Source organism: Streptomyces sp. NPDC024632 (assembly GCF_055559175.1).
Window position 1 is genome coordinate 27,536 of record NZ_JBVHLD010000009.1, and the last position, 26,806, is coordinate 54,341.

At 72.3% G+C, this 26,806-nt stretch carries 24 protein-coding genes; 13 read left to right on the forward strand and 11 right to left on the reverse strand.

Annotation, left to right across the window (positions count from 1 at the left end):
• Positions 1–9: 9 nt before the first annotated feature.
• Together ACZ37P_RS19855 and ACZ37P_RS19860 are read right to left on the reverse strand one after the other, a co-directional pair.
• Entirely contained in the window at positions 10–2,082 is a 2,073-nt protein-coding gene (locus tag ACZ37P_RS19855) for a TerD family protein (RefSeq protein WP_467348111.1), read from the reverse strand.
• A 166-nt stretch (positions 2,083–2,248) separates the two neighbouring features.
• Positions 2,249–2,935: a hypothetical protein gene (locus ACZ37P_RS19860; protein WP_391041845.1), complete on the reverse strand. Its 687-nt coding sequence runs from the start codon at positions 2,933–2,935 to the stop codon at positions 2,249–2,251.
• 319 nt (positions 2,936–3,254) lie between these two features.
• Between ACZ37P_RS19860 and ACZ37P_RS19865 the strand changes: the two genes are divergently transcribed.
• The 6 genes from ACZ37P_RS19865 to ACZ37P_RS19890 all read left to right on the forward strand — a co-directional run bounded on the left by ACZ37P_RS19865 (position 3,255) and on the right by ACZ37P_RS19890 (position 10,206).
• Positions 3,255–4,613, forward strand: coding sequence for an efflux RND transporter periplasmic adaptor subunit (locus ACZ37P_RS19865; RefSeq protein ID WP_467347732.1), 1,359 nt, complete (start codon positions 3,255–3,257; stop codon positions 4,611–4,613).
• A complete protein-coding gene (locus ACZ37P_RS19870; RefSeq protein WP_467347734.1) occupies positions 4,610–5,704 on the forward strand; it encodes an ABC transporter ATP-binding protein in 1,095 nt (364 codons plus the stop codon). The genes ACZ37P_RS19865 and ACZ37P_RS19870 overlap by 4 nt, the downstream gene beginning before the upstream one ends.
• A complete protein-coding gene (locus ACZ37P_RS19875; protein WP_355339680.1) occupies positions 5,701–6,921 on the forward strand; it encodes an ABC transporter permease in 1,221 nt (406 codons plus the stop codon). The genes ACZ37P_RS19870 and ACZ37P_RS19875 overlap by 4 nt, the downstream gene beginning before the upstream one ends.
• Before the next feature lie 51 nt (positions 6,922–6,972).
• On the forward strand, positions 6,973–7,797 hold the full coding sequence (locus ACZ37P_RS19880) for a hypothetical protein (protein ID WP_467347735.1): 825 nt from the start codon (positions 6,973–6,975) through the stop codon (positions 7,795–7,797).
• A gap of 68 nt (positions 7,798–7,865) precedes the next feature.
• Complete coding sequence (locus ACZ37P_RS19885; RefSeq protein WP_402712896.1) at positions 7,866–8,603, forward strand: response regulator transcription factor; 738 nt, start codon at positions 7,866–7,868, stop codon at positions 8,601–8,603.
• Between the two features lie 4 nt (positions 8,604–8,607).
• A complete protein-coding gene (locus ACZ37P_RS19890) occupies positions 8,608–10,206 on the forward strand; it encodes a sensor histidine kinase (RefSeq protein ID WP_467347737.1) in 1,599 nt (532 codons plus the stop codon).
• A 218-nt stretch (positions 10,207–10,424) separates the two neighbouring features.
• Here the strand turns inward: ACZ37P_RS19890 and ACZ37P_RS19895 are convergent, their stop codons facing one another.
• The 3 genes from ACZ37P_RS19895 to ACZ37P_RS19905 all read right to left on the reverse strand — a co-directional run bounded on the left by ACZ37P_RS19895 (position 10,425) and on the right by ACZ37P_RS19905 (position 12,904).
• On the reverse strand, positions 10,425–11,432 hold the full coding sequence (locus tag ACZ37P_RS19895; protein ID WP_467347739.1) for an aldo/keto reductase: 1,008 nt from the start codon (positions 11,430–11,432) through the stop codon (positions 10,425–10,427).
• Between the two features lie 49 nt (positions 11,433–11,481).
• Positions 11,482–12,354, reverse strand: coding sequence for a slipin family protein (locus ACZ37P_RS19900; protein WP_355339695.1), 873 nt, complete (start codon positions 12,352–12,354; stop codon positions 11,482–11,484).
• Between the two features lie 196 nt (positions 12,355–12,550).
• Positions 12,551–12,904 carry a hypothetical protein gene (locus tag ACZ37P_RS19905; RefSeq protein WP_467347741.1) on the reverse strand — a complete coding sequence of 118 codons (354 nt, stop codon included), beginning with the start codon at positions 12,902–12,904 and terminating at the stop codon, positions 12,551–12,553.
• A gap of 165 nt (positions 12,905–13,069) precedes the next feature.
• On the opposite strand from ACZ37P_RS19905, the gene ACZ37P_RS19910 reads away from it, so the two are divergent.
• The 3 genes from ACZ37P_RS19910 to ACZ37P_RS19920 all read left to right on the forward strand — a co-directional run bounded on the left by ACZ37P_RS19910 (position 13,070) and on the right by ACZ37P_RS19920 (position 15,462).
• A complete protein-coding gene (locus ACZ37P_RS19910; RefSeq protein WP_467347743.1) occupies positions 13,070–13,888 on the forward strand; it encodes a hypothetical protein in 819 nt (272 codons plus the stop codon).
• 9 nt (positions 13,889–13,897) lie between these two features.
• Entirely contained in the window at positions 13,898–14,881 is a 984-nt protein-coding gene (locus tag ACZ37P_RS19915) for an aldo/keto reductase (RefSeq protein WP_391041830.1), read from the forward strand.
• Positions 14,882–15,012: 131 nt separating this feature from the next.
• Positions 15,013–15,462 (forward strand): type II toxin-antitoxin system PemK/MazF family toxin, encoded by a 450-nt coding sequence (locus ACZ37P_RS19920; RefSeq protein ID WP_391158600.1) that lies wholly within the window; start codon positions 15,013–15,015, stop codon positions 15,460–15,462.
• Positions 15,463–15,599: 137 nt separating this feature from the next.
• On the opposite strand, the gene ACZ37P_RS19925 is transcribed toward ACZ37P_RS19920, so the two are convergent.
• Both ACZ37P_RS19925 and ACZ37P_RS19930 read right to left on the reverse strand, forming a co-directional pair.
• Positions 15,600–15,791 (reverse strand): antitoxin, encoded by a 192-nt coding sequence (locus ACZ37P_RS19925; protein ID WP_355339710.1) that lies wholly within the window; start codon positions 15,789–15,791, stop codon positions 15,600–15,602.
• 233 nt (positions 15,792–16,024) lie between these two features.
• Entirely contained in the window at positions 16,025–17,023 is a 999-nt protein-coding gene (locus ACZ37P_RS19930; RefSeq protein WP_467347746.1) for a MerR family transcriptional regulator, read from the reverse strand.
• Positions 17,024–17,106: 83 nt separating this feature from the next.
• Between ACZ37P_RS19930 and ACZ37P_RS19935 the strand changes: the two genes are divergently transcribed.
• Together ACZ37P_RS19935 and rpmG are read left to right on the forward strand one after the other, a co-directional pair.
• Entirely contained in the window at positions 17,107–18,588 is a 1,482-nt protein-coding gene (locus tag ACZ37P_RS19935; protein ID WP_467347748.1) for an alpha/beta fold hydrolase, read from the forward strand.
• Positions 18,589–18,698: 110 nt separating this feature from the next.
• Positions 18,699–18,863: a 50S ribosomal protein L33 gene (gene rpmG / locus ACZ37P_RS19940; protein WP_355339719.1), complete on the forward strand. Its 165-nt coding sequence runs from the start codon at positions 18,699–18,701 to the stop codon at positions 18,861–18,863.
• 12 nt (positions 18,864–18,875) lie between these two features.
• Here the strand turns inward: rpmG and ACZ37P_RS19945 are convergent, their stop codons facing one another.
• Entirely contained in the window at positions 18,876–19,856 is a 981-nt protein-coding gene (locus ACZ37P_RS19945; protein WP_391041824.1) for an aldo/keto reductase, read from the reverse strand.
• Between the two features lie 174 nt (positions 19,857–20,030).
• Here ACZ37P_RS19945 and ACZ37P_RS19950 point away from each other — a divergent pair, with 174 nt between their 5' ends.
• Positions 20,031–20,906 (forward strand): helix-turn-helix transcriptional regulator, encoded by an 876-nt coding sequence (locus tag ACZ37P_RS19950; RefSeq protein ID WP_391041822.1) that lies wholly within the window; start codon positions 20,031–20,033, stop codon positions 20,904–20,906.
• A gap of 51 nt (positions 20,907–20,957) precedes the next feature.
• Here ACZ37P_RS19950 and ACZ37P_RS19955 read toward each other — a convergent pair whose 3' ends face one another.
• Together ACZ37P_RS19955 and ACZ37P_RS19960 are read right to left on the reverse strand one after the other, a co-directional pair.
• Entirely contained in the window at positions 20,958–22,937 is a 1,980-nt protein-coding gene (locus ACZ37P_RS19955; protein WP_355339728.1) for an APC family permease, read from the reverse strand.
• A 321-nt stretch (positions 22,938–23,258) separates the two neighbouring features.
• Positions 23,259–25,340 carry a glycosyl hydrolase family 28-related protein gene (locus ACZ37P_RS19960; protein ID WP_467347752.1) on the reverse strand — a complete coding sequence of 694 codons (2,082 nt, stop codon included), beginning with the start codon at positions 25,338–25,340 and terminating at the stop codon, positions 23,259–23,261.
• Between the two features lie 311 nt (positions 25,341–25,651).
• Here ACZ37P_RS19960 and ACZ37P_RS19965 point away from each other — a divergent pair, with 311 nt between their 5' ends.
• Positions 25,652–25,990, forward strand: a complete 339-nt coding sequence (locus ACZ37P_RS19965; protein WP_467347754.1) for a hypothetical protein — start codon at positions 25,652–25,654, stop codon at positions 25,988–25,990.
• Positions 25,991–26,017: 27 nt separating this feature from the next.
• Here ACZ37P_RS19965 and ACZ37P_RS19970 read toward each other — a convergent pair whose 3' ends face one another.
• Entirely contained in the window at positions 26,018–26,713 is a 696-nt protein-coding gene (locus tag ACZ37P_RS19970) for a hypothetical protein (RefSeq protein WP_467347756.1), read from the reverse strand.
• Positions 26,714–26,806: the final 93 nt, after the last annotated feature.

The following is a 26,806-nucleotide window of genomic DNA, read 5'->3' on the forward strand; positions in this document are numbered from 1 at the left end:
CGGCGGGGTCTAGCCGCGCGGGCCGCGTTGGAGGGGTGTCACGACCGTGTCGTGGAAGCGGTCGACGGCTTCGTCCACACTGCGGATGAAGCCGGTCTCGGCCGTACCGCGGGTGCTGCCCATGCCCTTGAAGAGGGAGAGGCGGAAGCCGGTGATCGTGGCGCCGTCCCGGGGGAGCAGGTCGGCGGGCTCGGGGCGCAGCCGCTCCAGCGTTCCCCGGGGGCCGGAGCCGCGCCCGTCGACCAGCGTCTCCACGTGCAAGTCGGCGGGAGCGTCGGGAAGTTGGCGTACCAGTCGCTTCGCCCAGGTCAGCGGTGAGCCGGCGGCGGGCGCGGGAACGTCCAGGGACGTACGCAACTTGCTGGTCCGCAGATCGGCGGTGAGACCGAGGACGCCGGGGCTGTCCTCGATCCGCAACTCGGCCTGGAGGCGCCCTTCGCGACACAGCCGGTCGGCGAGCGCGGCGCGGCGCTCCCCGGGGTCGGTGCCGCGCTTGACCCGCTGCACCGGCAGCACCTTCTGGCCCAGTTCACCGCCCAGCCGCAGACAGACCTGACGGATCAGCCGCTCCCAGTTGGCGACCACGTCGACGGCGCGCGGATCGCCCTCGCACAGCGTCTCCTCGTCGATGCCCCGGCGCACCGGCACCCAGGCCGGGCCCATGTTCTGGAAGCCGTGGCAGCCGGAGTTCTCGTGCTGGAGGTAGTACAGCAACTCCTGCAACAGCCAGGCGTGCGCCGCGTTCCCGACGCCCTCGTGCCGGATCAGCATCTGCGCCTGGTGGGTGACCTCCGCCCAGGAAAGGTGCCACAGGGCCACCTTGTGCTTGCGGCGGCCGTCGATCTTGACGTCCACGAGCGGACTGCCGTCCAGGGCGACGTCGTTGGAGAGCGTGATCACCGCTTCGTACGCGCGGCGGCCCGCGATGTCCACGTAGTCCTGGACCTGCGCGGTCCGCAGCGGATTTCCGTTGGTCTTCGTCTCGACCAGCGCGGTCCACAGCTTGCCCGCGCGCTCCACCCGGATCAGCCCGTCGGGCCGCTTGGGGCTCTCGCCGCCGTGCGGCAGCGAGACCTCGGTGTACGTCTCCATCCGCCCGGCGGGCGCACCGAACGCCGCCGTCAACCGCCGTCCGAACTCGGGCACTTGGGCCATCACCGAGAGCAGTACGGACGTGGCCCTGGTCTCCCGCTCGCGGTCGCTCTTGAGCGTGCCCGCGGGGAAGAGCCGTGCCATGCGCCAGGAGTCGTTCTCCGCGAGGGACTTGCGGGTGACGGCGGGCAGCGTGACCTTCTTGCGGGCGGTGCGGGGGCGCTTGGGCGGCGGTGCCTGCTCGACCGACGAGGCGGCCGTCGGGACGGCGGCCTGCGGCGCGACCTGCCGGGGGATCTTCGCCGAGGTGCCCACCGGGCCCTGGGCGGCCACCGGGTCCTGGGCGTGTGCCGGGTCCGGAACGGCAACCCGCGCCGACGCGTCCGTGGGAGCCTGGGGCTCCGGCGCCGCTTCCAGCGCGCCGCCCGGCTCCTCGTCGGCCGCCGTCTCGTCCGCGTCGTCCACGTCGATGCCGAAGTCCGTTGCCAGGCCCGCGAGTCCCGAGTCGTACCCCTGACCGACGGCCCGGAACTTCCAGCCGCCGTCCCGCCGGTACAGCTCCCCGAAGATCACGGCCCCGATCGGGCCCGCGTCCTCGATCGTGAACCGCAGCAGCCCCTCGCCGTTGCCGTCGGCGAGCGTCAGCCGAAGGTCGTCCAGGTCCCCGAACCGCGCGCCCCCGTACCGGCTCGCCGCCAGCACGATCCGCTGCACATCCCCGGCGGCGGCCGTCAGATCCAGGCTGATCCGGTCCTCGCTGCCGTTCTCCGTCGGGGTCTTGCCGAGCAACTGCACGCTTCCGTCCGCCGCCGCGGGGTTGTTGTAGAAGTAGAAGTCGTCGTCGCTGCGGACCTTGCCGTCGCCGTCCAGCAGCAACACGGACACATCGGCGTCCCCGTCCCCGCTCGCGCTGCTCCACCCCAGGCTGACGATCACCGCCCCGGCGTGCTCGCTCAATGCCGAAAGCCCGACATTGCCGCCCTTGACCATCTCGCGCATACGGCCCCCCACAGGCTGTGACCCAGCGCACAACCGCCGTGCGCTGCCTGCACCTTAGCGCCGCAATGTGCCCGCGCGATCCCATTCGCCCGGCCCTTTGCGCATGTGCCCGGATAAGGGGGCACCTGTGCCCCGGACGGCTGGGCCGGGAGGGCGGTTATGTCGCTGAGGGGGAGGCGGGCGGGCGGGTGGGGAGGAGGGGTTTGCAGGTGGTGTACGCCTTGGCCGTCTTCGGGTCGGAGGTGTTGAGGTCGCCGAAGCCGAAGCCGCCGCGGCGGGTGGTGGGGGAGCCGGAGGCGTTGGGGGAGGGGGTGGGGAGGGTGACGCCGTGGTCCTTGAGGCAGCTCGTGAACGCCTGGAAGGCGGAGCTGTCGCCGCCAGGGCCGCCGCCGCGCTGGCCGTTGAACTGGGGGCGCAGCGAGGCGCATGCCTCCATGGCCTTCTGGGTGGCCGGGTCGGCGGACTCGCCGCCGAAACCGCCGAAGCCGCCTGAGCCCCCGCCGAATCCGCCGCTCGGGCGGCCCGAGGGACGGCCCGAGGGACGGCCTGAGGGGCGGCCGGACGCGCGGTCGGAGGGACGGCCGGAGAAGGACGGCAGCTTCACGCCGTGCTGGGAGAGGCAGTCGCGGTAGGCCGCCATGTCCTGCGCGCCGCCGGAGGCGCCCTTGGCGGAGGACGACGGCGAGGACGAGGACGACGCCTTCGCGTCGGCGGACGCCGAGCCAGAGGAGCCCGACGACGAGCAGGCGGTGAGCAGCAGCGCGCCCGAGGCGAGGACGGCGACGCACGCGCCCGCCCGCAGCGCGGAGCGGCGCGCGGACTGCCGGGTGGTGGTCAGGGTCATGACCGTGGTCTCCTCGGATGCGGGGGCGGGGGGCGCCGCTCACCCACGCGCACGCGCGGGACACGAGCACCCATGAGTGGCGGCGCATGAGTGAACCGCCGCGAGTTAGGCACAGCCAGGGCGCGAGCTGTGAGTTCCCGGGGAGCCGGGGCGCGGGAATCGGCCGTCGCGACCCGTACGGGCCCGCCGTACGGTCCGGTTGAGACGTAAAGCGACCGCTTCGTGCCGTGGCGGGGCGGCCTCGCGCACGGCGCCGTTCCCAGGAAACTCCCAGCCTTCTCCCAGGCCATCAAAGGCGTCGGCGGCCAGGATGCGCGCCATGAAGGTGCTCCCACGGCGGCGCAGGGCCGTCCTGATCAACTCGGTGCTCGGCGTGGTGGTCCTCGCGGGCGCAGGCGGCGCCTACGCGGCGGTCAACAACGGTGACAGCGGCAACACCCGTGGTACGGGCGCGCGCGTGGTGACGGTGTCCAAGGGCACGGTGCTGGCGACCGTGTCCGGCTCCGGCACGCTCGCCTCGCCCAGTGACGCCGGTGTGGACTTCACCACGGGCGGCACGCTCACCGAGGTCGACGTGAAGCCGGGCGACAAGGTCACCAAGGGCCAGGTGCTGGCGAAGGTCGATCCGACCGACGCCAAGGAGACGTTGCAGCAGGACCAGGCGACGCTGACGGCGGCGCGGGCCAACCTCACCAAGGTCGAGGCGGGCGAGCTGGTCACCTCCGCCACGGGCTCCGGCAGCGGCTCCAGCACCGGCTCCGGCGGCTCGCGGGACGCCGCCCCGACGCCCGCGCCGTCCCCCACCTACACCGTCGACCCGGCCCAACTCGCCCAGGCGCAGGCTCAGTTGACCCAGGCCCAGAACGCCGTGGACGCCGACCAGCGCGCGGTGGACGGCACCACGCTCAAGGCCCCGGTGTCCGGCACGGTCGCCTCGGTCTCGGCCGCCAAGGGCCAGACGGTGTCGGGCACCGGCGGCACCGGCAGCGGCTCGGGCGGCCAGGGCTCGAACTCCAGCAGCTCCAACTCCACGTCGAGCAGCAGCGGTTCCAGCACCCCGTCCGGCTTCGTCGTCCTGACCAACCCCACCGGCATGCAGGTGACGGCGAACTTCTCCGAGGCCGACTCGCTGAAGGTCAAGGCGGGCCAGCCCGCCACCGTCACCCTCAACGCGCAGTCGAGCACGGTGCTCAACGCCAAGGTGCTGTCGGTCAGTTCGCTCCCGGTGAGCAGCGGAAGCGGCAGCGGCGGCGGGAGCGGCAGCGCCGTGCAGTACGCGGCCACGCTCGCCATCACCAGCCCCACCGCGGATCTGCGGACCGGCCTGAGCGCCAGCATCCAGGTGATCACCGGCTCGGCGTCCGGCGCGCTGAACGTGCCGACCGCCGCGGTCTCCGGTACCGGCGCCAACCGTACGGTCACGGTGGTCAACTCCGACGGCAGCACGACCCGTACGTCCGTGACCGTCGGCGTCGAGGGCGACACCGCCGACCAGATCACCAGCGGTCTGAAGGAGGGCCAGCAGGTGCAGATCGCCACGGTCGCGTCCTCCGGCAACGGCGGTTTCCCGAGCGGCGCGTTCCCCGGCGGCCTCGGCGGCGGCGCGAACCGGATCGGCGGCGGGGGCGGCGGTTTCCGTACCGGCGGTGGCGGCGGTGCCGGCGGTGGCCGCGGATGAGGCCCGCCCTGCGGCAGCGCCTCGGCGGCCTGCGGCCCGGCGCCCGTACCGGTGACGCCGAAGAGAGTCCGGGCGCGGAAGAGACCTCGGGCGTCGAGCAGATCTCGGGCGTCGAGCAGAACTCGGGCCGCGAGGAAACCGCGGGTGTCGAGGGGGACGACGACAGCCCCTGGGGCCGCCCCCCGGTCATCGAGGTGCGGTCGCTGCTGAAGACGTACGGGCACGGCGACGCCGCCGTGCGCGCGCTCGGCGGCGACCCCGACCCCGTCACCGGCGTCTCGCCCGGCGTGAATCTGCTGGTCGAACAGGGCGACATGGTGGCCGTGATGGGCAGTTCCGGGTCCGGCAAGTCGACCCTGATGAACATCCTCGGCTGCCTCGACATCCCCACCGAGGGCCGCTATCTGCTCGACGGCATCGACGTCGGCGGCCTGGACGAGCACCAGCTCTCGCTCGTCCGCAACCGTAAGATCGGCTTCGTCTTCCAGTCGTTCAACCTCGTGCCGCGCACCCCCGCGCTCGCGCAGGTCGAACTCCCCCTGGCCTACGCGGGTGTGCGGTCCGCCGAGCGCAGGAGGCGCGCGCTGGCGGCGCTCGCGCTGGTCGGCCTCGCCGACCGCGTCGACCACCGGCCGAACGAACTCTCCGGCGGCCAGCAGCAACGCGTCGCCGTGGCAAGGGCGTTGGTCACCGCACCGGCCATGCTGCTCGCCGACGAGCCGACCGGAAACCTGGACAGCCACAGCACCGAGGAAGTGCTCGCCATCGTCGACCGGCTCAACGCCTCCGGGCGCACCGTCGTACTGATCACGCACGAGGACGAGGTCGCCCGGCACGCCAAGCGGGTGATCACGCTGGTCGACGGCCAGGTGGTCGAGGACCGGCGCCAGGCACCGGCCGACGGCCCGCCGCCCGCGCTGCGCGACCCGGCGTCCTTCGCCGCGCACCACCCGCAGGACCCGATAACCGGCGGCCGGCGTCAGGCCCTCACCGGAAGCCGCCCCGGCAACGGCGGCAACGGCAGTACGGGCAACGGCGGTACGAGCAACGGCAGTACGGGCAACGGCTTCGGAAGCGGGGGCACCGCGTGAACCCCTTCGAGACCCTCCGCTTCGCCTTCGGCGGCCTCGCCGCCAACAAGGTCCGCTCCGGACTGACCATGCTCGGCGTCCTGATCGGCGTCGCCGCCGTCATCATCCTGCTCGCGGTCGGCAACGGCTCCTCGCAGTCCGTCAAGGACTCCATCGAGAAGCTCGGCACCAACTCGCTGACCATCTCCTCCGGCGCCGGATTCGGCGGCGGTTCGTCCTCGTCGGCGACCACCGTCAAGCCGCTGACCGTGGACGACGCGCGGGCGCTCGCCGACCCGACGGCCGCGCCCAGCATCGAGTCCGTCGCCCCCGAGGTGACCACGTCCTCGCAGACCGCGCTGTACGAGGGCACCTCGCACGACGTCGCGCAGGTCGTCGGCACCTACCCCGCGTATTTCAAGGCGTCCAACAGCAAGGTCGCCAAGGGCGACTACTTCAGCGCCGACGACGTCCTCAACTCCCGCAAGGTGGCGGTGATCGGCTCGACCACGGCCACCGACCTGTTCGGCACGGCCGACCCGGTCGGCAAGAAGGTGGTGCTCGGCGGGACGCCGTTCACGGTCGTCGGCGTGCTGGAGACCAAGGGCGGCACCGGCTTCCAGGACCCGGACGACATCCTGGTCGCGCCGCTGCCGACCGTGCAGAACGCCTTCACCGGCTTCGGCTCGGTCAACCAGATCCTGGTGGAGGCCACGTCGGCCGACGCGACGACCCCGGCGCAGAACGAGATCACCACGATCCTGATGGGCACGCACGGCATCAAGGACGCCAACGCGCTGGACTTCCGGGTCAGCAGCCAGCAGTCGCTGCTCAGCACCCAGTCCGACACCAACAGGACGTTCACGGTGCTGCTCGGCGCGGTCGCGGCGATCTCGCTGCTGGTCGGCGGGATCGGCATCACCAACATCATGCTGGTGACGGTCACCGAGCGGACCCGCGAGATCGGCATCCGCAAGGCGATCGGCGCGCCCAAGGGCGTCATCCTCGGGCAGTTCCTCGCCGAGTCGACCCTGTTGTCGCTGGTCGGCGGCGGGCTCGGGGTGGTGGCGGGACTGATCGGCTCGCGCTTCACGATCGTCGGCATCAAACCGGTGATCATCCCGGAGTCGGTGTGGGGCGCCTTCGCCATCGCGGTCGCCATCGGCCTGTTCTTCGGCAGCTACCCCGCCAACCGGGCCGCCGCCCTGCGCCCGATCGAGGCCCTGCGCCATGAGTAGGCCGTCCACCACCACACCGCACGACGTACGAGGGACGAGGGAGAACCGGACATGGCGCGACGCCGCACCGAACTCGTGAAGGCCGACGCCGACACGGAGCTGCTGCCGCTCACCGACACGTTCGGCGAGGTGGAGATCGTCGAGCGGCCCGGCGAGGCGGTGCTCACCGAACGGCCGGAGGACGTCCTGTCCGAGCCGCCGGACGCCCGTGACATCTCGGCCGAGCTGGCCGCGCCGCCGCGCCGCAAACTGCCTTGGCTGACGCTGCTGCTGTCCGCGGGCGTCGTCGCCGCGGCGGCCTTCGCGGGCGGCGCGCTGGTGGAGAAGAACCACCTCAACGGCCGCTCGTCCGGCGGCGGTTCGGCCGCGGCCCGCGACTTCGCCTCGGCCTTCGCGGGCGCCAACGGCCGTACGGGCACGGGCTCGGGTACGGGTACGGGCTCCGGTACGGGTACGGGCTCCGGTACGGCGCCGGGCGCGGCTCCCGGCGCGGGCGGCGGCACCGGCTCCGGCGGCACCGGCTCCGGCGTCACCGTCGGCACCGTCAAGCTGGTGGACGGCGACACCATCTACGTCACCGACGCCCAGGGCAGCATCGTCAAGGTCACCACCGGCGGCTCCACGAAGGTCACCGTCACCAAGGACGGCAAGACCTCGGACCTCCAGCCCGGCCAGAGCGTGACCGTACGCGGCAGCGCGAACTCCTCCGGCGACATCGCCGCCACCACCGTCACCGAGGGCGCGGCCACCGCGGGCGGCTTCGGAGGCTTCGGCGGCCGTGGCGGCGCCGGAGGTGCCGGAGGCGCGGGCGGCGGTACGGGTACGGCGGGCGGCTCGGGCGGCTCGGGCGGCTCGGGCGGCGGTACGGGCAACTGACCCCGCCTTCACAGGACGGGAGCGTACGGTGCGAAACCGCACCGTACGACGGGGGCCAGGAGGACTCCATGGAGACGACGCCCGAGGCCAGCCTGCTGGTCGTCGACGACGAGCCCAACATCAGGGAACTGCTCTCCGCGTCCCTGCGCTTCGTCGGCTTCAAGGTGGTCTCCGCCGCCTCGGGCGCCGACGCGCTGGCCGCCGTCGCCCGTGAGCGCCCCGACCTGGTCGTCCTCGACGTGATGCTGCCCGACATGACCGGTTTCGCGGTCGTCCGGCACCTGCGCGAGGAGTCGGGGCCGCACGCGCGCCCCGGCAGCGGCGCCGCCGACCGGCTCCCCGTGCTGTTCCTGACCGCCAAGGACGGCGTGGACGACAAGATCAGCGGCCTGACGGCGGGCGGCGACGACTACGTCACCAAGCCGTTCAGCCTGGAGGAGCTGATCGCCCGCATCCGCGCGATCCTGCGCCGTACCGGCGGCCCCACCGACGAGGGGCGGCTGGTCGCGGGAGACCTGGAGCTGGACCCGGTCGGCCACCAGGTGCTGCGCGCCGGCCGCCCGGTCTCCCTCTCGCCCACCGAGTTCAAGCTGCTCGCCTACCTCATGGCCAACGCCGACCGCGTCGTGTCCAAGCTCCAGATCCTCGACCACGTGTGGGCGTACGACTTCGGCGGCGACCTGAGCATCGTCGAGTCGTACATCTCGTACGTGCGCCGCAAGGTCGACTCCGGCGCCGACGGCACGGTCAAGCTGATCCATACGGTGCGCGGCGTCGGGTACGTGCTGCGCCGACCGCAGGGCTGACGCCGTGCGCACCGTGCGGTCCCTCAGCTCCCTCAGGTCCCTCAGCTTCCTCAGGTCCCTCCGCTCGTTGCGGCTCTCCGCGCTCTCGCTGCGCTCCCGGCTGGTGCTGCTCTGCCTCGTCCTCGTCCTGCTCGGCCTCGCCGTCAGCGACACCGTCGTCCTCGGCACGGTCCGCGGCCAGCAGGTGCGGCGCGTCGACCAGCAGCTCCAGCGGTACGGCGAACCGCTCGCGCGGCGGCTCGGCACCGACGGGGTGCCCGCGCCGCGCTACGTACGGCCGGGGCCCGGCGCGCCGCGGCCGTGGCTGCCCAGCCAGTTCGTGGTGGCCTTCGCCGCGGCGGACGGGCGGGTCTCCGACCAGTTCCGGCTGCCGGTCTCGGCCGGGGACCCGCGCCCGCTGTGGCCGACGATGGACGCGGGGTCGCTGCGCGAGCGGCTGGGCAAGCCGTTCGACGTCGCCAGCGACCACGGCGGCGGGCGGTGGCGGGTGCTGATCGAACCGGTCGCCGCGGGCACGGCCGCCCCCTCCGCCGACCTGCCCGCGGGCGTCGTGGTCGCCGCGTCCCTGGACGAGGTGTCCTCCACGGCCTCCCACCTGCGCACCGCGTTCCTGCTGATCGGCGCGGTGGTCGCGGCGCTGCTCGGGGTGGCGGGCTGGTTCGCGGTACGGGCCGGGCTGCGGCCGCTGCGGCAGATCGAGGCCACCGCCGCCGAGATAGCCGCCGGGCGCCCGCTGTCGCACCGTATGCCCGCCGCGTCCCCGCGCACCGAGGCCGGGCGGCTGTCCGCCGCGCTCAACGGGATGCTCGCGCAGATCGAGTCGGCCTTCGCGGCGCGCGCGGAGTCCGAGAAGCAGATGCGCCGGTTCGTCGCCGACGCCAGCCACGAACTGCGCACTCCGCTGGCCGGTATCCGGGGCTTCGCGGAGCTGTACCGGATGGGCGCGCTGCCCGACGAGGCCGACGTGAAGCGGACGATGACGCGGATCGAGAGCGAGGCCGTACGGCTCGGCGGCCTGGTCGAGGATCTGCTGACGCTGGTGCGGATGGACGAGCAGCGGCCCGTGCAGCTCGCTCCGATGGACCTGCGCACCCTGGCCGTGGACGCCCTGCACGACACGACCGCCCTCGATCCGTCCCGGCCGGTCTCCCTCACCGGGCCGGGCGGCTCCGGGTCCGGCCCCGGTCCCGCACCCGTGCTCGGTGACGAGGCCCGGCTGCGGCAGGTCGTCGCCAATCTCGTCGGCAACGCCGTCGCCCATACGCCTCCCGGCACGCCCGTCCGGATCGGCGTCGGCACCGTCGGCGGACACGGGGTCCTCGAAGTCGCCGACGCCGGGCCCGGGCTCGGGCCCGACCAGGCCGCGCGGGTCTTCGAACGCTTCTACCGCGTGGACGCCTCCCGCAGCCGGGGCGCCGGGGGCGGCGCCGGTCTCGGGCTCTCCATCTGTGCCGCGTTCGCTGCCGCTCACGGTGGGTACATCGAGCTCGACACGGCTCCCGGCCAAGGCGCCCTCTTCCGCCTCCGCCTCCCCTCCGCTTCCCCGCCCCCACCGGCCGGTGGCCCGGACACCACCCAACTGCCCCTCCGGGGCGGGCGGTGACCTGCGGCAGCGTCGGCTCGCCGCCCGGGCGAAAGACGGTGCGCCCCGTCAGGGGCGCGGGGAACTGCGCGACAAGCCCCCACCGGCCGGTGGTCCGGGGACAACCGATTTGCCCCGCTGGGGCGGGTGGTGAGGTGCGGGAGCGTCGTGGCTGGTGGCGCAGTTCCCCGCGCCCCTAAAGGCACGTGGCTGAGCCGCCCGGGCGGCGGCGGTCGGGGCTACCAGGCGAAGGCTTCGGGGGAAGGGCCGGGGCCTGGGAAGATGGCGTCGAGGGCGGCGAGAAGGTCGACGGAGAGGTCGAGATCGAGGGCGCGGAGGGCGCCGTCGAGGTGGGCGGGGGTGCGGGGCCCGATGATGGGCCCGGTCACGGCGGGCCGGGTGAGGAGCCAGGCGAGGGCCACCTCCCCGGGGTCGAGCTCGTGCTCGGCGAGCAGATCCTCGTAGCGCTGAACCTGGTCGCGGACCACCGGATCGGCCAGCCCCCGCGCCGAGCGCCCGGCGTGGGTGCGGGAGCCGCCCCCCTCACGGGACTTGCGGATGGCGCCGCCCAACAGCCCCTGGTGCAGCGGGGACCAGGGCACGACACCGAGCCCGTACGCCTCGGCGGCCGGGAGGACGTCCATCTCGGCGGTGCGCTCGAAGAGGTTGTACAGGCACTGCTCGCTGACGAGCCCGAGCGAACCGCGCCGCGCCGCCGCCTCGTTGGCCTGCGCGATGTGCCAGCCGGCGAAGTTGCTGGAGGCGGCGTAGAGCACCTTGCCCTGCTGGATCAGGACGTCGATCGCCTGCCAGATCTCGTCCCAGGGCGTGGCCCGGTCGATGTGGTGGAACTGGTAGACGTCGATGTGGTCGGTGCCCAGCCGCTTCAGGCTGGCCTCCACCTCGCGGCGGATGTTGAGGGCGCTCAGCCGCTGGTGGTTCGGCCAGGGCTCCTCCTGCCAGGGGTTGCCCTGCGTCATGTTCCCGTACAGCTTGGTGGCCAGCACCACCTTGTCGCGCCGGTCGCCGCCCTGGGCGAACCAGCTTCCGAGGATCTCCTCGGTGCGGCCCTTGCGCTCGTCCACGCCGTAGATGTTCGCCGTGTCGAAGAAGTTGATGCCCGCGTCCAGCGCGGTGTCCATGATCGCGTGGCTGCCGGGCTCGTCGGTCTGCCCGCCGAAGTTCATGGTGCCGAGGACGAGGCGGCTGACTTTGAGGCCGGTGCGGCCGAGCTGGGTGTACTTCATGGCTCCACAGCCAACACCTTGGAGTGCGCTCTATCGCAAGGGGCGGGTCTCAGTGATGGACGAGCCTCGGCCGGTCCGGCGGGACGTTCTCGTCGACCGGGCCCGTACGGGCGTCGGGGCCGGTATCCGGTTCCGCGTGGCCCGCGCCGTCGGTGGCCGTGTCCCCGGCCACGCGGTCGAAGAAGCGCAGGATCTCGACCGGGAACGGCATCACGAGGGTGCTGTTCTTCTCGGCGGAGACGTCCACCACGGTTTGCAGCAGCCGCAGTTGGAGGGCGCCCGGAGTGTTGGCCATCGTGGCGGCGGCGTCGGTCAGGCGCTGCGACGCCTGGAATTCGCCCTCGGCCGCGATGACACGGGCCCGCCGTTCACGTTCGGCCTCCGCCTGCTTGGACATCGACCGCATCATCGACTCCGGCAGCGCGATGTCCTTGATCTCCACGCGCTCGATCCGCAGGCCCCAGGGCTCCTCGGTCGGCTCGTCCATCACCGTCTTCAGCTCGGCGTTGACGTGGTCGCGGTCCGACAGCAGCGTGTCGAGGTCAGCGCGGCCGATGACCGACCGGAGCGAGGTCTGCGCGATCTGGGAGACGGCGCTGGGGTAGTCGTGCACGTTGACCAGGGCCTTGACCGGGTCCAGGACCCGGAAGTAGACGACGGCGTCGACGGTCACGGTCACGTTGTCGCCGGTGATGGCGCCCTGCGCCGGGACGCCGAGCACCTCGGTCTGGATGGAGACCTTGCGCATCCGGTCGACGATCGGGCGGATCGTCCGCAGGCCCGGCTGCCGCAGGTTCGGCAGCAGACGTCCGAAGCGGAAGACGACGCCCCGCTCGTACTGCTGCACATCGTGCAGGCTCATGGCGAGCAGGATCAGTCCGATCAGGACGACCACCACCAGCACAGTGATCAGAGCAACCATCGATCTCACGACCTTTCGGCGTGGCCGAAGACAGGCGCGCGCCGCACAGGCACGTGCCGCACCGCCACGCTCACCTGCACTTTCAGCCTACTCCGGCAGCCGCTTCCGGGGGCTGTCACCGGTCGCGGGCCGACTCCTCGGCCGACTGTCGGCCGACTCCTCAACGAGCTTCTGGACTAGGCCGTGAGCCGAGTGGTCAGGCCGCCCACGGCGGTACCGGGTCGTGCAGGTGCCGCGCCCGCTCGACGAATTCCACCAGCGCCACGCGCTGCCCCGGGCTCAGCTCCCCCGCGAGCCCCGACTCGCGGATGTGCGCCCGCACCAGCAGGTAGTGGCTGTCGAACATCCCCATGCCCGGCAGCGCCCGCAGCAGCGCCTCCACCCGGATGCCCGCCGCGTCCTCGTCGCCCGCCGCCGCCCTGCGCAGCACTCGCGACAGCCCCACCATCCCCTCCGCCGCCACCTCGCTCAGCACCAGGGCCCTGCGGTGACTGGCCTCCCAATCCTCAGGGTCCGTGGTCCCATGGTGACGCGACCCCATGATCGTCATGGCCACCACCTCGCTCCCTTTAGTCCCTTTTATCCCTCTCCCCGGACGAGCGTACGCCCGTCCCCCCGCCCCGCAAACGGCTCACTCCCCGTGACCGTACCGGGCCCCTGCGTGGGTTTTCCCAAGGCCGGGTCACCGGCGGCGGCCGTCGGTTACTGTGCGCGAATGTCTTACGCGCGGATGGACGGCGGGCGGAGCGCGCGGGGCGGCCCCGCCGGGCAGGGCGGATACGGCGCGTACGGCGGCTATCGGACGGGCCTGCTGTGGCTGGGCGCGGGCGCGGCCTTCGCGGTGCTCGCACTGGGCCTCGCGGTCGCGCTGTTCGGCATGATGGAGTTCGACGAGCGGTGCGCGCAGGGGATGACGAAGGGCCCCGGCCCGCTGGTGCGCACCCGGAACCAGGCGTTTCCGCCCGCCACCGTCTGCGAGTTCCGCGACGGCGACGTGACCTCCGTCGGCGGCGGCGCGGTGCTCACCGGACTGCTCTGGGCCGCCTTGCTGTTCATGACCGCGTGCGTGTTCCTCGCGCTGCTCGCCGAGTGCTTCGAGCCGCCGCTTCGCGGAGCCTTCGCCAGCGAGCTGGTCGTGCCGATGTCGCGGGACGAGAAGGTCCGCCGTACGGGGGCGGCGTTCTTCGTCACCGGCTCCTTCTTCCTGATGATCTACGCGCTGGCGGGCTGGAAACTGCTGGCCGGGCCGTCCTCCGCGTGCTCGGCGGGCGCCGACTGGGGCAGCGGCCCGCCGCGCACCGTGACGTACAGCTTCTTTCCGCCGCAGGCCACCTGCCAGTACACCAGCGGCATGACCGACCGGATCAACCCCGACTGGCTGGCCTCGCTGACGGCCGAGATGATCGCCCCCGCGCTCCTGGCGGGGCTCGGGTTCTTCCTCGCGTGCCGCCGCAGGAGCGCGGAGCGCCGGACCGGGCGACCGGCCGGGCGACCGGCGGACGCCACGAGCGGGGACCGGACACCGGCGACGTAGCATCGCCGCATGGAGCAGCGGATTCTTGGCAGGACGGGCCGGAAGGTGTCCGTCGTCGGGCTCGGGACATGGCAGTTGGGTGCCGACTGGGGCGAGGTGCGCGAGGCGGACGCCTTCGCCGTGCTGGACGCGGCCGTCGCCTCGGGCGTGACCTTCTTCGACACGGCCGACGTGTACGGGGACGGCCGCAGCGAGCAGTTCATCGGGCGGTATCTCAAGCAGCGCCCGGACGCCGGGGTGTTCGTGGCCACCAAGATGGGCCGCAGGGCCGAGCAGGTGCCCGAGAACTACGTACTGGCCAACTTCCTCGCCTGGAACGACCGTTCGCGCGCGAACCTCGGCGTCGACACCCTCGACCTGGTGCAGCTCCACTGCCCGCCCACGGCCGTCTACTCCTCGGACGAGATGTACGACGCCCTGGACACGCTGGTGGCGCGGGGGCGCGTCGCGGCGTACGCGGTGAGCGTCGAGACGTGCGAGCAGGCGCTGACCGCCATCGCGCGGCCCGGCGTCGCGAGCGTGCAGATCATCCTGAACCCCTTCCGCCTCAAGCCGCTTGAGGCGGTGCTGCCCGCGGCGGCCGAGGCGGGCGTCGGCATCGTCGCGCGGGTGCCGCTGGCCTCGGGGCTGCTCACCGGCAAGTACACCCGCGACACCGTCTTCGCCGCCGACGACCACCGTACGTACAACCGGCACGGCGAGGCGTTCGACCAGGGCGAGACCTTCTCCGGCGTGGACTTCGAGACCGGCCTCGACGCCGCCGCCGAATTCGCCGCGCTCGCGCCCGAGGGCGCCACGCCCGCGCAGACCGCACTGCGCTGGATCATCCAGCAGCCGGGCGTCAGCAGCGTCATCCCCGGCGCGCGCGATGTCGCCCAGGCGCGGGCCAACGCCGCCGCTGCCGCGCTGCCGCCGCTGACCGACGCCACGCTGGACGCGGTGCGCGAGCTGTACGACCGCCGCATCAGGGCGCAGGTGCACGGCCGTTGGTGAGGCACGGCTGAGGCACGGCTGAGGCACGGCTGAGGCACGGCTGAGGCGCGGGTGCGCCGCCGGGCGGTTCGTGACCGACGGGTTGCGACCCGCTCGCCGGGCCGCCGCCCGCAGGGCCTACCGTCTTGCGGATGACTGCGAATGCTGCCAATGCTGAATTCCCCGGCGCCAGCGGGCCGTACGCCACCACCGAGGCGGAGCCGCGCGAGGTGGGCCGGGTGCGGACGTCGTACGCGCCGGATCACGACGGTGACCCCGACCCCGGGGAAATCGTCTGGACCTGGGTGCCGTTCGAGGAGAACGACGGGCGCGGCAAGGACCGGCCGGTGCTGGTCGTGGCGCGCGAGGCGGGCGGCACGCTGCTCGCCGTCCAGCTCTCCAGCAAGCGCCACGACAACGACCACGAGTGGGTGCCGATCGGCACCGGGCCCTGGGACCGTGAGGGCCGCGAGTCCTGGGTCGCCGTCGACCGCGTCCTGCGCCTGCACGACCAGGGCATGCGGCGCGAGGCGTGCGCCCTGGACCGGGGCAGGTTCAACCTCGTCGTGAACCGGCTCAAGGAGCTGTACGGCTGGGCGTGAGCCCCCGTTCGCGCATGACGTGTCGGGCTGATGCGTCGGGCTGACGCGTCGGGCAGCCGCGTCCGCCTCCGCGGAGGTGGACGCGGCTGCCCGTACGTCGACGCGTACGCCGTACGAATGCCGGCCGCGTCGTACGGTTACGGCTGCTCGTTCGACGGACGGGTGCCGCCGCCGAGCTGGTCGTTCAGCTTGTCCTGGACCTGGTCGACCTGGCCGCTGTACTTGTCGCCGGTCTTCTTGTCGACCATGTCACCGGCCTTTTCGACGCCTTGGTGCGCCTGGTCCTCGTGACCCTTCAGCAGGCCCTTGAGCTTGTCGAGCATGGACATGGCTGCCCTCCTTGGGGGAACGCCTTGCTCTCCCCGTTGCCCTCCCAGCATCGGGGCCCCCGAAGGTTTTCGCATTCCGGACAGGTCCGGACGAGTTCGTACGTTCTCCGGGGACGCCTTCCGGAACGTTTCCGCGGCGTACGGTCCGGTGAACGTATCCGCGTATTGGCTTACCGACGTACCGACGTACCGACGTACCGACGTACCGGCGTACCGGCGTACCGGCGTACGGCTCAGGCGGCCTCGGCGGTCGCGCCGTCCAGCGCGGCCAGCAGCCAGTCGTGTGTGCTGCCCGGGGTCGGCTCCGCCGGGCCGAACAGCTCCCCGGCGAGCTGCCAGTAGCGGTCGATCCGGGGGTCCGCGCCGAGCACCCCGCCGAGGCGGCGGCGGAAGGCCGGGGTGTCGCGGGCGCCGCGCGAGCGGGCGTACGCGGCGACGAAGCAGTCCAGCGCCTCGCCCTCGTGCGGTCGCTGCCCGGCCCGCAGGTGCGGGGCGGCGAGCCCGTACGCCTCGATGAGGCCGTCGTACAGGACGGCCGGGCGGTAGCCCTCCTCGGGCCGGTGCGCGGCGGGCTGAGTGGGGTCGCGGCCGTCGCCGGGGCTCGTGCCGGAGGCTTTTCCGGAGATCTTTCCCGCACCGTCGCAGCTCCCCGACACCAGCGCGTGCAGGCGCGCGAAGGCCAGGGCCTGCGCCGGGGTCGGCGCCTCGGGGAGCTGCGGAATCGTCCCGTCGAGGATGGCCGAGACCAGCCGGGCGGGCATCCGCGGCGGCAGCCAGCGCCGCCAGAAGCGGGCCATGGCGGCGGTGCTCGGCGGGCTCGGCAGCGCGCCGACCAGCAGCAGCCGCTCGGCGCGCTCTCCGGGGCCGCAGTCCTGGAGCGCCTGGAGCGCGGCCTCGCGCCAGCGCAGGGCGGCCAGGCCCGCGCCGACCTCGCGCAGTTGCCCGGCGATCAGGCCGTCGAGCACGTCGGCCGCCGCGTCGGCCCCGGCCGCGCTCGCGCGGTCGTCCTCGTCGAGGACCCGGTGGACGTCGGGGACCGCGAGGCCGAGGCCGCGCAGGGAGCGGATCGTGCGGAGCCGGTCGAGCGCGGCGGGGCCGTACCTGCGGTGGCCCCCGCTGCTGCGGCGCGCCTCGGGGAGCAGGCCGCGGTCGGAGTAGTAGCGGACGGTCTTGACGGTGACGCCCGCGCGTTCGGCGAGTTCCCCGATGGTCCACAAACGGTCAGGCGGCACGGCTTGAACCTCCCTCAGGGGGAGTTCCTACGGTACCCGCGGCCGGGAAAGCGGCCGTTCCGCAGGGTGACCGAGGAGATCTCATGACGGCGTACGTACTGGTGGCAGGCGCTCACACCGGCGGCTGGATCTGGCGGGAGACCGCGCGGGCGCTGCGGGAAGCGGGCGCGCGGGCGTATCCGGTGACGCTCACCGGCATGGGCGACGGCGGCCGTCCGGCGGGGCCCGACACCGATCTGGAGACGCACATCCGGGACGTGCTGGAGGTGATCGACGCGGTGGCCGCCGCCGAGGGGCCGGTGGTGCTCGTCGGGCACGACTACGGCATCCACCCGGTGGTCGGCGCCGCCGACCGCCGCCCGGCGCGTACCGCCCGCGTCGTCCATCTGGACACCGGTATCCCGCAGGACGGCGATCCGCCGTTCGCGCTCTACCGCGACCAGGAGCTGCGGGACCGCGCGCAGGACGGTGACGGGCCGGTTCCGCCGCCGTCCGGCCCGGAGGAGTGGGCACGGCACGGCAGTACGGCCGGGGTCCCGGCGGACGCGCTGGCCCGGCTGACCGACCGCGCCGTACCGCAGCCGCGCGCCACCCTCACCCGGCCGCTGCGCCTGACGGGCGCGGTCGCGGCGCTGCCGGTGACGGGTGTCTTCTGTACGGCGAATGGTTCGAGCATCGCGCTGGTCGAGACGCTGGTCGGGCTCGGCGACCCCCGGCTCGCCGTGCTCACCGAACCGCGGGTGACCTTCTTCGACCTCGGCACCGGGCACTGGCCGATGCTGTCGGCTCCGCGCGGGCTGGCGGACGTCCTGCTGCGGGCGGTCGCGGGGGAGGGGCGGCGGCTCGCGCCCAGGGGTGAACAGGCCCCCCGGCAGCGGCCGTTCCCCCTCCCCGTCCCCGAACTCCCCCGCGAGCGGCACGGCCGCGTCGACCTCCACCTTCCCCGTGCCGAACACCCGTCCCCCGCCGTCGTGTTCGTCCACGGCGGCCCCGTATCGCCGGACGTCCGCCCGACTCCGCGCGACTGGCCGGCCTTCCTGGGCTACGCCCAACTCCTGTCCTCCCAGGGCGTGGTGGCCGCCACCGTCGACCACCGCTTCCACGACCTCACCGACTTCGACCGCGCGGCCCACGACGTGGCCGAGGCCGTCGCCCTCGTCCGGGCCGACCCGCGCGTGGACCCCGACCGTGTCGCCCTCTGGTTCTTCTCGGCGGGCGGCCTGCTCTGCGCCGACTGGCTCGCGGCCCCGCCGCCGTGGCTGCGCTGCGTCGCCCTGACCTACCCCGTCCTCGCCCCCCTCCCCAACTGGGGCCTGTCCGCCACCCGCTTCCACCCCGCCCCCGCCGCCCTCCCCACCGTCCTCACCCGCGTGGCTCTCGAAGTCCCCGAAATCGCCGCCACGGTCGACCGGTTCATCGCCTCGGCCGCCTCCTCCGGCGCGCCCCTGGAGGTCGTCGAAGCCCCCGAGGCCCACCACGCCTTCGAATCCCGCGACCCCGCCCGCGTCTCCACCCCGCCCCTGCGCGCCGCCGTCTCCGCCGTCCTCGGCCACCTCACGGCGTGAGCGCGGCTCGGAATCCCGGACGCCGGACGCAGGGCATCGCAGTGGCGGTCGCCGGGACGGCCCAGAGTCCGTCTATTGACAACGACAACCGTTTTCGTATAGTGGACGTCATGGCACGCAACGAAGTACGTCCCGTGATCAAGCTCCGGTCCACCGCCGGTACCGGATTCACCTACGTCACCCGCAAAAACCGTCGCAACGACCCCGACCGCATGGTGCTGCGCAAGTACGACCCGGCGGCGGGCCGGCACGTGGAGTTCCGCGAGGAGCGCTAGGCCCTGACGGGGTCAGAAGAAGGTCGGCTCGCGAGGGGTGTAGGGGGCCTCGAGGGAGTCGACCTCCTCCCGGGTGAGCGTGAGGTCGAGCGCGGCGGCGGCGTCGGCGAGGTGGTGGGGCTTGGTCGCGCCGACGATGGGGGCGGAGACGACCGGGTTCTTCAGCACCCAGGCCATCGCGACCTGGGCCATGGGGACGCCTCGGTTCCGGGCGATCTCCTGGACGGCGTCGACGATGGCCCGGTCGGCGTCGAGGAAGATCGGGCGGTCCTGCGGGTCGACGGTCCGGTTGACGGCCGCGCGCGGCGTGGAGCGCTCGCCCCAGGGCCGGGTGACCAGCCCGCCGGACAGGGGACTCCAGGGGATGCTTCCCACGCCCTGGTGGGCGAGGAGGCCGAACATCTCGCGCTCCTCCTCGCGGTGGAGCAGGCTGTACTGGTCCTGCATGGACACGAACCGGGTCCAGCCGTGGAACTGCGCGGTGTGCTGCATTGTGGCGAACTGCCAGGCCCACATCGACGAGGCGCCGATGTAGCGGACCTTGCCCGCCTTGACCACGTCGTGCAGCGCCTCCATCGTCTCCTCGACCGGCGTCTGGGGGTCGAACCGGTGGATCTGGTACAGGTCGACGTAGTCGGTGTCCAGGCGCCGCAGCGAGGCGTCGATCTGCTCCATGACGGCCCTGCGGGACAGACCGGAACCGCCCGGGCCCTGGTGCATCGGCGCCCACAGCTTGGTGGCCAGGACGATGTCGTCACGCCGGGTGTACTTGCGCAGCGCCCGCCCGACGATCTCCTCCGAGGTGCCCAGGCCGTAGATGTTCGCGGTGTCCCAGAAGGTGATGCCGAGCTCGACGGCCCGGCGGAAGACCGGCTCGGCCGCGTCGTCGTCGAGGGACCAGGTCAGTCTGGTGGCGGGGTCGCCGAAGCTCATACAGCCCAGGGCGATCCGGCTGACCCTGAGCCCTGACGTTCCCAGTCGCGTGTACTCCATGGCCTGTTCCTCCTCGGTGACGCGGAGCCGCTCGCCTGCTCCGGGACGGCGGATCGCCTTCCCTTCCCACCGTGGCATGAACCGCTGCCCATGGCCTCTCACCAGGGGATTCCTGCTGTTACAGGTACTGACGGAGCCTGTCAGGCGGGCGAAAACAGCCGTACGGTTGGACGCATGGACGCCCGCACCGAATTCCGCGACTTCCTCACCTCGCGCCGCGCCGGGATCACCCCGGAACAAGCCGGCCTGCCGGTCGGCGGCGGATTCCGCCGGGTGACCGGGCTGCGCCGCGAGGAGGTCGCGCTGCTGGCGGGCGTCAGCGCCGACTACTACATCAAGCTGGAGCGCGGCAACGCCCGCGGCGTCTCCGACGGCGTCCTGGAAGCCCTCGCGCGCGCCCTCCGCCTCGACGAGGCCGAACGCGCCCACCTGTTCGACCTGGCCCGCGCCGCCGGTTCCGGAGCGCGGACACCCGCCCGCGCCCCGAAGCCTCATGTGCGCCCCAGCATCCAGCGCATCCTGGACTCCATGTCCACGACGACCCCGGCCTACGTACGCGACCGCCGCCTGGACATCCTGGCCACGAACCGACTCGGCAGGGCGCTCCTCGGCCCGGTCCTCGCGACCCCGGGGCGACCGCCCAACGTGGCCCGCTTCATGTTCCTGGACCCCGCGGCCACCGACTTCTACCGCGACTGGGAGCGGATGGCGGCGGGCACCGTCGCGATCCTGCGCGCCGAAGCCGGGCGCGACCCCCACGACAGGGCCCTGAGCGACCTGGTCGGAGAACTCGCCACCCGGAGCGACCTGTTCCGCACCCGCTGGGCCACCCACGACGTCCACCTGCACCGCGGCGGAGTCAAACGCCTCAACCACCCCGTCGTCGGCGAACTCACCCTCGCCTACGACGCCTTGGAGCTGCCCGCCGACACCGGGCTGACCATCATGGCCTACAGCGCGGAACCCGGCACGCCCGCGCGTGACGCCCTTGATCTGCTGGCCAGTTGGGCCGCGACCAACGACCGCGAGGCCGCCGATCACGCGGTCTGAGGCACGCGGGCTGACGCACGCTGACAAACCCGCGCGGTCTGCCCGCGCGGACTAACCCACGTGGACGCGGGGGCGGCGGGAGCGGTCGGGCTCGGCTTCGCGCAGGACCTCGCGGGTGACCGGTGCGACCTCGCCGTGGCCGAAGAGGAAGAAGCGGAGGAAGTTGGTGAAGGGGCTGCCCTCGGTCCACTCGAAGTAGATGTGCGGCTTGGTGCCGGTGGTGTCGCGGACGTGGAGGAGGAGGGCGGCCAGCGCGTTGGGGACGGACGAGCTCTCCAGGGACAGCACGCGGTAACGGCCGTGCAGGACATGGCCTGTGACGCGCAGGGCGGACTCGAACTCGGAGGCGTCGAGGACGGTGACCTCGACGAAGACGAGGTCGTCCTCGGGCGGGATGTCGTTGTCGGCGCGGATCTGGTGCACCTTGTCGCGGTACTCGGCCGCGTCGCGCAGCCCCGGCTCGTTGGCGATGAAGCGAATGCGGCGGCTGGCGATGTCGCGGACGAACCGCGTGGCCATGTCGTCCAACTCCACGCTGGTGACGCGCAGTTCGAAGGCGCGGGCGAGCCGGGACAGCAGCGAGACGAGGATGATCCCGGCGATGAAGCAGGCGCCGATCTTGACGCCGTCGGGCCGCTCCACGACGTTGACGACCGTCGTGTAGAGGAAGACCACCGAGATCACGGCGAAGACGACCGTCCAGCGCCGCTGCCCGGCCTTGCGGGCGGCGATCGTGACGGCCAGCGCGGCCGAGCTCATCAGGACGAGGACGCCGGTCGCGTACGCGCCGCCCTGCTTGTCGACGCTGGCGTCGAAGATCCAGGTGACGAGGAAGGCGACGAGCGTGAAGACCAGCACCATCGGCCGCACCGCGCGCGCCCAGTGCGGGGCCATGCCGTACCGCGGAAGGTAGCGCGGCATCAGGTTGAGCAGGCCCGCCATCGCGGAGGCGCCCGCGAACCAGAGGATGGCGATGGTGGAGAAGTCGTAGACCGTGCCGAAGACCGACCCCAGGTACTCGTGGGCGAGATACGCCAGCGCGCGGCCGTTGGCCTTGCCGCCGGTCTCGAACTCCTTCTTCGGGATCAGCACGGTGGTGATGAAGCTGGTGCAGATCAGGAAGACGCTCATGATCAGCGCGGCCGTCGTGAGCAGCTTCTTCGTGTCGCGGATCCGGCCGACCGGCCGCTCCTCGGTGTCACCGGGGTCGCCCGCGACGTTCGGCATGACGGCGACGCCGGTCTCGAAGCCGGACATGCCGAGCGCGAGCTTGGGGAAGATCAGCAGGGACACGCCGATCATGACGAAGACGTTGCCGCGCTCGGCGGTCAGCGCGTGCGACCAGTCGGTGACGACGTGCCCGGCGGTCGCGACGTGCCAGAAGCCGGCGATGACGACCACCACGTTGAGCGCCAGATAGAGCCCGACCAGGACGACGGCGATCCCGATGGCCTCCAGGAAGCCCTTGAGGAACACCGCGCCCAGCAGCGCGACCAGGACCAGCGTGATCACCATCTGGTGGCTGTGCAGCGCCGTGGCGAAGTGCGGATTCTCCACCAGGTGGGTGGAGGCGTCGGCGGCCGAAAGGGTGATGGTGATCAGGAAGTCGGTGGCGGCGAAGCCCAGCAGCGTCAGGACGAAGAGCTTGCCCTTCCAGAACGACAGCAGCCGCTCCAGCATCGCGATGGAGCCCGCGCCGTGCGGGCTCTCCTCGGCGACCCGCCGGTAGACGGGCAGCGCGCCCGCCAGCGTGACCAGGACCAGCACGACCGTCGCGATCGGCGACAGCAGCCCGGCCGCGAGCGCCGCGATGCCGGGCTGGTAGCCGAGGGTGGAGAAGTAGTCCACGCCGGTCAGGCACATCACCCGCCACCAGCGCTGGCCCTTGTGGGCGGGCGCGGCTTCCCGCTCCGCCGCCCCGCCGCCGCCCGACTGGTGCTTGCCCATGTCGGAGAGACCTTCGAGCAGCCAGGCCCTGAAGCGGCTGCGCGGGGGCGTCGAGGACCGCTCGGGCGGGACGGTCGTGGTCATCCGGAGGGCTCCTGGGGTGCGGCGGATCGGTCGGGCCATCGCGGATGACGGCCCGGCCAGCGTACGCACCCCTGCCCCGCTGACACATGATCGGCCGCCCGGGGTGTTCCGGGCGGCCGACCAGGCATTTCATCGGGACGGTGGTGGCTTTGCCGGGGTCTGTCCCGGCGCGCCGGCCACCGCGGCCCGCGAGTCTTAACGCTTTCTTAGCGGCCCCGCGCGAAACCTGTACGGATCTCCGTATGGACTTCGCGCGAGGCGCTTGTCACGAGGTGTCGCTCAGCGCGCGCTTCTCACCGCGCGCTCCTCGAAGGGCAGCCGTCACCACGCCGACGGAGCCGGCGGTGCCACGACCGGCGGGCGGTCGTCGCAGGTGATCGTGTTCGGCAGCTCCCACGACGCGAACCACGGCCCGGTCGTGCCGCCGCCGGTGTTGCCGCCGAGGTCGGTCAGGGAGAACTCCGAGCCCGCGGGCGGGAAGTTGAAGGAACCGCAGTTGTTGACGCCGACGGCGCCGACATTGCGCGCGACCACGTTCTCGAAGGACGCGGAGCCCGCCACCCGGCCGCTGACCACCGAGGTACCGGTGCCGTCGACCTTGATGTCCTTGAAGTGGACGTTGGTGACCGAGTACAGGTCCTTCACCGGCCAGTCGGCGACGAGCATGATCGCGTTGTACGTGTTGTCGAGGAAGTTGTCCCCGGTCACCCGGATGTCCGCGTCGATGTTCTTCTCCAGCGCGTAGAACCAGATCGCGCCGAGCCCGATGTTCCAGTTCAGTTCGTACGTGCCCGCCCTGACCGTGGTGTTGTCCGTGATCCACAGGTGGCCGGTGAACGCCTCGGAGCCGAAGCGGGAGCCGACCTGGATGGCGCTGCCCTCGCGGATCGGGTCGGCGATCAGGTTGTTGGAGACGGTGTTGTCCGTGCCGCCGTAGAGCGCGATGCCGTTGGCGAGCACCGGCGTCTGCACGGTGTTGTGGTCGATGGTGTTGCGCGCGTCCTCGGTCTTCTCCGACCACAGCGCGAGCGCGTCGTCACCGGTGTTGCGCAGGAAGTTGTTGGAGACCGTCGAATTCGTCACGCCGGTGTGGAAGTTGATGCCGTCGGCGATCTGGTCGACGATCACGTTGTTGGTGATCCTCAGGTTGCTCATCGGCCCGTCGAACCACATGCCGACCTTGGTGTGCTGGATGTACAGGCCGTCGATGGTCGAGTTGCTCAGCGAGCCGCCGATGCCGTTGACCTGGTCGGTGTCGATGCGCTCCCGGACGTCGCCCTGGATCGCGAAGCCGGACAGGTGGACGTTCGAACTCCCGCCCTTCGACGCGTCCTTGCCGTAGAAGCCGACACCGGTGTGGACGCTTCCGTCGGGCGCCGGGGTGGCGAGGTCGACCTGGCGGCCCTTGATGATCGTGTACCAGCTACCCGCGCCCTCGATCGTCACGTTGTCGACGACGATGTGCCGGTTCACCTGGTACGTGCCCGGCGGGATGTACACCTTCAGGTGCGTGAGCTTCGCGAAGGCGATGGCCTTGTCGATGGCGTTCGCCGAGTCGCGGCGGCCGGTCGGATCGGCGCCGAAGGCGAGGACGTTGGCCGCGATCAGGTCGATCTTCGGCGGCGCGACGAGCTGCGAGTCCAGCAGGTCGATCGTGGTGGTCGCGGCGGTGGCGCCCGCCGGGACCTGGAGCCGCACCTTGTCGCCCGCGCGGTACGTCTTCCCCAGCGACAGCCGCTGCTCGTCGTAGAAGTGGTTGGGGCGGAACGGCTTGGCGAACACCGGTGCGGGCGTGGTGTCCTGGGGCACGCAGGCGCACTCGGTCACCCAGTAGTCGGGGTGCAGGATGTCGGCGCCCGGGTCGTTCGAGAACGGGTACAGGTTGTAGAGCCACGCGTACTGCGAGGTGAGCGTCAGGGCCTTGCGGTCCTTGCCGTTCACCGTCACGTCGAGCGGTGAGGTGATGCCGCCGCCGGTCGGCGCGTCCGGGATGCTGTACCGCACGTTGATCGCGTTGGCGGCACTCGGAAGGGTGAACTCGACGTACTGGCCCGGCTTCAGCGACACCGCCTTGCGGCCCGACGCCTCGGCGGGCAGCGTGTACGCGTCCCGGCCGGGGCCGATGACCGTGCCGTTCGTCGCGGCGTTCTCCGCCTCCTGCTCCGCGAAGCCGACGTTCGCGCCGCGGCCGGCGACGAGCGAGGGGTCGAGCGCGGCCCGCGTCACCACCGGGGCCGTACCGCCGCCTGTTCCGCCCGATCCCGTACCCGCCAGGGCGGTCGTACCACCGGCCATGATGCTGAACCCGACGGCTACCGCGGTCGCCGTCGCGACCACGACCGCGGCTCTTCGCCGCGGTCTGCCCGACCACTCCACCACAGCGCCTGTGCTGCTCCGTGACATCGAAAGCTCGTTTCTGTCGAGACCTGCCGAGAGGGTGAGGTGACATTAGGGCGCGCGCGTCCGGTTCCACAAGGCTCATGCGAAATGATTTCGTAACTCTGCTGTCGAACTACGTCTGTTGGTTGACTTCTTGCAATCACCTGCAACTCCTGTTGCAGGCGTCCCCGCCTCCGCGCCGGAGCGATTGCCGGGAAGCGGCCCCGGCGGGGGTGCGAACAGGGGGAGAATCGGGGGGACTTCGGCGCCGCGCGGACGCGGAGGCGCGCTGGCGCGCAGGCACGAAGAGCGGTACCCGGGGGAGGCGACGAGGCGTGGGGCGGCGACTTGCTCCGCTGATCGCTCCGTACGAGCACGAGCACGAGCACGAGCACGAGCACGAGCACGAGGACGCGGGGCTGCGGCAGTTGACCGCGCCGGGGCACGACGCGGAAGCCCTCGTCCTGCTCTACTTCACTGGCCACGGCCTCAAGGACGACGCCGGACGGCTGCGCCTGGCGACGGTCGACACCCGCCGCGACCAGGGCCCTGCCGGTGGCGCGTCTCCGTCGGCACCTCGCTCAACGCGTCGCCCGCGGTGGCGTACGGCGCCGGGTACGTCGGCGGTATGCGGTGCCCCGCGCCGGAGGGTGGGAACCGGCGCCGGAGGGTGAGAACCGGCGCCGTCCACGACGGTACGGCTACGCCTCGGCGTCCTCGGTGGCCTTGGCCTTCTTCTCGGCGGCCTTCTTCCCGTCGGCCTTCTCCGTGGCGTCGGCCGTGTCGGTCGTGTCGGCCTCTTCGGTCTCCTCGACCTCTTCCACGTCGTCCGTGGCGTCGGCCGCGTCCGGCTTGTCGTCCTCGAAGTACGTGTCCAGCACCGCGTCCAGCTCGGCCGCCCAGGTCTTGAGCAGCGGCTTGGAGGGCGCCTCGACGTCGGTGTCGAACCAGCGGCGGGTCGAGGTGTAGACGGTGACGGAAAAGCGGCGGCCGAAGCGCGGGGTGTCGATCTCGACGGCGCCGATCTCGTCCCAGCCGAAGTCGGCGGTCTCGCCGTCCAGTTTGAAGGTGATGCCGGTGCGGTCGGCGGTGATCGAGCCGCGGCGGTCGGAGACCGAGAACACCGGGCCGGTGTCCCCCTCCGTCGCGTCCTCGTCGTCCGCCGCGCCCGTGTCCTCGGCCACGGCCTCGACGGCGGCTTCGGGCACGGCCTCGGGCGCCGGTTCCGGCGCGGCCTCGGGCGCGGCCGGGGGCGCGTCCTCCGGGGCGTCGTCGTCCACCACGGGCGCGGGCGCCTCGGCGGCGGACCGCGCGGGGGGCGTCAGGCCGGGTATGTACGCCGGGTCGACTCCGGCGGGCGGTATCGGCGGGGTGTTCGGACCTGTTTTCTGCTCCACGGCGCGAAGTATGGCCGATGAACCTGTGCCCGCGACAGCCGTAACGGCCCCTGGGACCGGGATACGGGCGCGATCGTGATGCGCGCGCGCCCG